6 protein-coding genes are annotated in these 5461 nt (G+C 55.2%); 4 read left to right on the top strand and 2 right to left on the bottom strand.

Annotated features, from left to right (window positions below; all coding sequences use genetic code 11):
• Window positions 1–639, top strand: a 639-nt coding sequence (locus HMPREF2554_RS03035; RefSeq protein ID WP_070553977.1) for a hypothetical protein, incomplete at its 5' end; no start/stop codon positions are given.
• A 293-nt stretch (window positions 640–932) separates the two neighbouring features.
• Here the strand turns inward: HMPREF2554_RS03035 and HMPREF2554_RS03030 are convergent.
• Together HMPREF2554_RS03030 and HMPREF2554_RS03025 are read right to left on the bottom strand one after the other, a co-directional pair.
• Window positions 933–1397, bottom strand: coding sequence for a carboxymuconolactone decarboxylase family protein (locus HMPREF2554_RS03030; protein WP_246825987.1), 465 nt, complete (start codon window positions 1395–1397; stop codon window positions 933–935).
• Between the two features lie 168 nt (window positions 1398–1565).
• On the bottom strand, window positions 1566–2213 hold the full coding sequence (locus HMPREF2554_RS03025) for a response regulator transcription factor (protein WP_013397953.1): 648 nt from the start codon (window positions 2211–2213) through the stop codon (window positions 1566–1568).
• A gap of 130 nt (window positions 2214–2343) precedes the next feature.
• Here HMPREF2554_RS03025 and HMPREF2554_RS03020 point away from each other — a divergent pair, with 130 nt between their 5' ends.
• From HMPREF2554_RS03020 to HMPREF2554_RS03010, 3 genes are all read left to right on the top strand, one after another.
• Window positions 2344–3807, top strand: a complete 1464-nt coding sequence (locus HMPREF2554_RS03020) for a sensor histidine kinase (RefSeq protein ID WP_246825986.1) — start codon at window positions 2344–2346, stop codon at window positions 3805–3807.
• 245 nt (window positions 3808–4052) lie between these two features.
• On the top strand, window positions 4053–4559 hold the full coding sequence (locus HMPREF2554_RS03015; RefSeq protein WP_048755006.1) for an asparaginase domain-containing protein: 507 nt from the start codon (window positions 4053–4055) through the stop codon (window positions 4557–4559).
• 163 nt (window positions 4560–4722) lie between these two features.
• Complete coding sequence (locus HMPREF2554_RS03010) at window positions 4723–5301, top strand: peptidase (protein WP_246825985.1); 579 nt, start codon at window positions 4723–4725, stop codon at window positions 5299–5301.
• The last annotated feature ends 160 nt before the right edge of the window (window positions 5302–5461 follow it).

Here is a 5461-nt window from a genome sequence, read left to right as displayed (position 1 = left end):
GTTCTTCCGCTTGCGCAGGCAAATGCAGCGCCTGTAAGTCCTCAGGGTGAGGGTGCAAGCTCTGCATCCCAGAATGCACAGGGTCAGCAGCAGAGTACTAATGGTCAAGGTCAGCAGGCTCAGGGTGGTGCTACGCAGGTTGCATCTGACGGCGCATCGCAGGGCCAGCAGCAAGGCGCTAACGCTTCTCAGGACGACTCGAATTCTGCATCGCAAGATGGTCAGAGGCAGGTAAGCCAGCCTAGTGCTCCTGTAGAGAGCATCTTTGTTGTGATCGACTCTGTTGACGGATTCATTGACTCGCAGAAAACTGACAATGCTCTGAATGTGCGAGGTGTCTGGTACGATAATAACCCCAGTTTTAATTACTCTCTGACTGTTCAGGAGCTTGATGAGTTCGGGAACGTCGTTGATGATGACGTTAGCACCAGTGCAGGCGGGTCTAGCATTAGTAGTGATGGACACTTTGACCTGCATGTGAACGTTGATGGCACTAAGATTAACCCGAGCCACAAGTACCAGGTTCACCTTACTGCATACGATCAGGGCGACATGACGACGAGTGAGGCTTCCTATCCCGTCACGGTTTGGAAGCATAGCTATATCTTACCGGTTGTTCCCCTATCGGCAGCACGGTAACTAATGCACCTTTATCTTTTGCATTTTATTTAATGTATTAGATTTCTGAAAATAAAATATATTTTCGACTCAAGGGTCTTCGGGAGCATGTTTTAGTGATATGCATGCTATTGAAGACCCTTTGAGTCGTGCTGGTATATTAGTGGATATATCTGCCATAAAAATAAATATCAAGAAATAATGTAAAAAACGCTAGAAGTAAACCTAACTATGTAAACCATGTATTAGTTCACAACCGCTCACGAGGTTAAATCTGTTGCAGATAGACCCGATCGGGTCGAGTAACAGAGCCTTTATTCCAGTCCTGCTTTATCCAGACCCATCATTTTGTCAACACTTCCGGGAACGGCGGCGTATGCCACGCCCAGACGATTCCAAGCATTAATAGCGGTGATCACGAAGGTGAGCTCTGCCAGCTCTTTGTCATCAAAGTATTGGCGAACCTCCTGATAATCTGCATCGGTCACATGTCCGCCATCCAGGCGAGTTAGTTTTTCGGCCCACTCCAAGGCTGCACGTTCCTTCTCATTAAAGAGATTGGACTCCCGCCAAACCGGCACATGGTACAGCCGCAGCTCCCGCTCACCGTTGAGTTTGGCCTCCTTGGCGTGCATATCGGTGCAGAAAGCACATCCGTTAATCTGTGAGACGCGCAATTTGACGAGCTCTTTGAGGGCGGTTTCCAGGGTGAGAGTACCTTCTAACGCCATCATTGCCTTGTAGGACTCGGGGACGAGTTCGGGGTAGTTCGCGCGCATCATGTACTCCTTCCATCAGGTTTAGTTCCGTAGTAGGCGACTATACGCGGGGCATAAGACCGGTTCAAGCGTTTGTGTAATTACAATCGTGAAGTCTATCGGGCGGCTTAAATAACCGCCCATTGCACGATAACTCACCGAATAGAAAACTAGGCTAAACCGAAAGTATCACCCATTCCGCAGCAGATGCAGTACGGCCTGCACGCGGCGGGCGTTGCTGTTCGTATCGGGCAGGTCGAGCTTCGCGAAAAGGGTGTTGATGTGCTTCGCTACGGTCTTTTCCGCTACGAACAGCTTCTCGGCAATATCGCTGTTTGACAGACCCTCCGCCATGAGGGTCAGCACCTCAAGCTCGCGGGAAGTCAGCCTCTCCAAGCGCTGCTGCACCGCCCGATGCTCCATTAGCTCCTTGAGGGTCTCCGGGTCTACCACCACGCCACCTGCGGCAACCGCCTTGACCGAGCGCACAAACCCGGCATCGTCAAACACCCTGTCTTTGAGCAGGTAGCCGGTGCCCAAACCGCCGTCCATATGCAGCTCGTCCACATACAGGCGCTCCACATACTGCGAAAGAATCAGCACCGGCTGCCCCGGAATCTGCTTGCGAATCTGAACCGCCGCGCGCAAACCCTCATCCGTGAAGGTCGGCGGCATGCGAATGTCGATCAGCGCAACATCCGGGCGGTGGGTGAGCACCGCATCCGTGAGCGACGGTCCATCATCCACGGCGGCAACAACCTCAAAACCGTGGCGGGTAAACAGGTTCTCAAGCCCCTGCCGGAGCAAAAACTGATCTTCGGCTATGACGATGCGCATCCGCCCTCCGATACAACGTTGCGGAAAAAGGTGGTGCCAGCACCCATGACGGGACTAGCCCTTCGGTGACACTATTAATTATATGGAAACGCAACCACACCACCACGGATTACCGACAGGAGGCGGCACGATGCCCACCGAAAACGTTGCCGAACCGATCCTGCGGATGTACACGGACCCGCAGTCGAGTTCCAAACCTCAGCCCGGTTCCGCGCCCACACGTTCGGAGCCAACCAATCCGGATTCAATCAGCTCACGACCTTCCTATCTCAAGCCGCTGAGCACCCAGACATCTGCGCGGGACTACAATCCGCCCGGGCGCGGACAAACTATTCTTCTCATGGCGGGTGTTTTCATTCGTGCCATCTATGAGGTCTATGTTTTCGCCCTATTCTGCGTCGTTATCAGCCTGTGTCTGGTGGGGATTGGTTTCCTGATCCTGCCGTTCATGCTGAACTGGATGAAGTTCAACGCAGAGGCAGAGCGCAATACCGCACGCCATCGTGCCGGAGTTGAGGTGATCGGCGGGTACAAACCCGTAGAAGGCGGTAAATACTCGATCAACCCCCGCAAAAGCCTCGCCCGGCTGGGCGATAGTCTGGTGCTGCGCGATATTCTCTGGCACTTTGTAAATGTCTTCGTGGGTACATTCCTCGGGATTTTACCAATCTCGCTATTCCTCAGCGGTGTGTGGGGTATTGCGCTCATGATGGGGCAGCATTATTTCGCCCCTTTGTTTGACGTTGATCCCGGCGGACCACACTACATGTTCCTTGATATGACCACCCCCAATGCGTACTGGTATGCCGGAATCATGGGTATTATCCAGATCCCGTTGGCGTTCATCATTGCCCGGCCTCTGCTGAAGGCCTACGGCTACTGGGTTCAGCCTGTGCTGGGGCGCCCCTCCGAACTGGTGCTGCGTGAGCGCATCAGCCACCTGACCGACACTCGTAACGACGCCCTAGACTTTCAGCAGGACGAAATCTCACGCATCGAACGCGACCTTCACGACGGGGTTCAGGCGCACCTAGTCTCCATGGGCATGACACTCAACGAGGTTGCCGCACTCATGAAAGAAGACCCCGAACGCGCCCAGCAGATGCTCTCTCAGGCGCAGAACAGCTCGGTGACGGCCCTGCAGGAGCTGCGCGGCCTGGTGCGGGGTATTCGCCCGCCGCTTCTGGCGGACCGCGGACTGAATGAGGCAGTGCGCTCGCTGTGCGCCAGCACCTCGGTACCGACCACGTTCACGAGCACGCTGACCGGGCGCCTGCCCGAACCGCTGGAGACCGCGCTGTATTTCGCGGCAGCGGAGTTGGTGACGAACGCCGTCAAACACGCGAATGCCCAAAATATTACCGTGAGTATCACGCAGGGTAAATCGCTCATTATGTTGGAAGTGCAGGATGACGGCACCGGTGGTATCCCACAGGATGCGCTGGGCAGCAAAGCATCTGGCGGGTTGGAAGGCGTTCGCCGCAGGCTCGCCACGTTCGACGGGGAAATGTTCGTCAGCAGCCCCGCGGAAGGACCAACGTCGGTGCGCACGATTGTGCCGTATGCCGCACCTACGGCGGAGCAAAATTCGTAAGTGCTGTCGGATCAGGCACAACCGCTAACCACCGCGATAAGCGCATGCTATAAGGCTTACCCACCCGGGCGGACTCCTCCTCCACGCCCGGGTGGGTATTTTACGCCCCGACAATTACACGCGACCCAGCACCACATTGCGCCCCACAAGGCATGAAGAAACACCCGTCAATGCCCTAAAATATATGCGGTACCGGGGCAAAGATACGCCCCGGCGATGTTTCAGCCCCTAAGGAGCCCGCGCCTATGAGCACCATCAAAAACCCGGACGTTATCACCATCCTGGCAACCGGCGGAACTATCGATAAGTTCTACTCGGTGGCGGGCACCCTCGATATTGGCAAGCCTGCCGCGCACGATGTGCTGTCGAGAGTGCTCACCGATATTCGTTTTGATATTCGTGCGCTCATCGGCAAAGACAGCCTGGATATGACCGACGAAGACCGCGCCGAACTCGTTGCCGCCCTCAACGCGGTTGAACACGACCAGGTTCTCATCACCCACGGGACCGACACAATGAGCGAATCCGCTCGATACATCGCCGAGCACGCCGAACTGGGCTCAAAGGTTGTGGTGCTGACCGGTGCCATGCAGCCGGCGGTCATGGCGCATTCGGATGCGGGGTTCAACCTGGGGGCTGCGATTTCCGCGCTTAACCTGCTGGAACCGGGTGTTTACATCAGCATGAGCGGCCGAATTTTCCCGGCGCACACCGTGCGTAAGGATCGTGCCCGCGGGATTTTCGAGGGATAAACTCTGAAATTTTTGCTGCGTTCTGCAAGCTCTTGGTGACGCTTCAGTAAATAGGGCGTAAATTTCAGCGTTATCTCAGTTTCATCTCGTACCGTAGTATTGAGTGCTTTCTCGATGGCGCCTCCGGCAGTGCTTCACAACGCCAGCGGCAGACAGGGTACCTATGAGCGAACAATATAACCCGGGTTTTTGGGATCAGGCTTGTTCCACGCCGCCACCCGTGCGGCGCCTGTACCTTGCCCGCATGCTTTTCCTCGTGGTGCCTGCACTGACGCTGGTGTATTTTTTCGAGGCTATCGGGCTTGACCCTATCGGTGCGGTTCCCCTCATGTACCTGTCTCTGCACGGCTGGTTTGCGGTCGCGTATGCGCGCAATAAATCTATGGGGCTCGTCATGGTGGGAAACCTGCTCAGCGCCTTGGCGGCATCCGTTATCACCGGATTTTTCGCCTATATTTTGGTGTTTATTCACGGGCCAAGAACCCTGTGGAAACTCCTGGGAGGCTCGTACCCCATTCTGACCATTTGGATTATGGCGTCCTTCGTGATCGAGATTTTATGCTCCCTCATATTTGTCTTCCTGATCTTCCGTAGGTTCCCCTCCCGTGCCGAACGTGAGGCCGAAGAGGCTCGCGAACTGTCAGAAGAACTTTCTCCGCCTGAAGACCAGGCAGTCAACGACCACACGCTGACTAAGACCGAAGCACAGGGCACACCCCGCTCAGACTCGGATATACCATAATGAGTTCTTGAGCTCATCCGTTCCCCAACGTGCCGTGATTGCAGCCGTTACTCCCTGCAAGCGTGGTAGTGTATGACATAACCCAACGTTGGTGTAGCGAGGCACCCGCGCGCCGGGCTACACAGAAATTACCGGTAATGAGGATGTATATATGAGCACA

The sequence above is a fragment of the Rothia sp. HMSC071F11 genome, assembly GCF_001809115.1.
Lineage (GTDB): Bacteria > Actinomycetota > Actinomycetes > Actinomycetales > Micrococcaceae > Rothia > Rothia dentocariosa.
Note: the sequence above shows the minus strand (reverse complement) of the source record. Positions and strands in the feature narration are given on the sequence as shown.

Excerpts from the sequence above, each read along its gene's own strand:
- HMPREF2554_RS03025 (WP_013397953.1), bottom strand. The coding sequence starts at position 2,213 with ATGCGCATCGTCATAGCCGAAGATCAGTTTTTGCTCCGGCAGGGGCTT.
- HMPREF2554_RS03020 (WP_246825986.1), top strand. The coding sequence starts at position 2,344 with ATGCCCACCGAAAACGTTGCCGAACCGATCCTGCGGATGTACACGGAC.
- HMPREF2554_RS03010 (WP_246825985.1), top strand. The coding sequence starts at position 4,723 with ATGAGCGAACAATATAACCCGGGTTTTTGGGATCAGGCTTGTTCCACG.
- HMPREF2554_RS03030 (WP_246825987.1), bottom strand. The coding sequence starts at position 1,397 with ATGCGCGCGAACTACCCCGAACTCGTCCCCGAGTCCTACAAGGCAATG.
- HMPREF2554_RS03015 (WP_048755006.1), top strand. The coding sequence starts at position 4,053 with ATGAGCACCATCAAAAACCCGGACGTTATCACCATCCTGGCAACCGGC.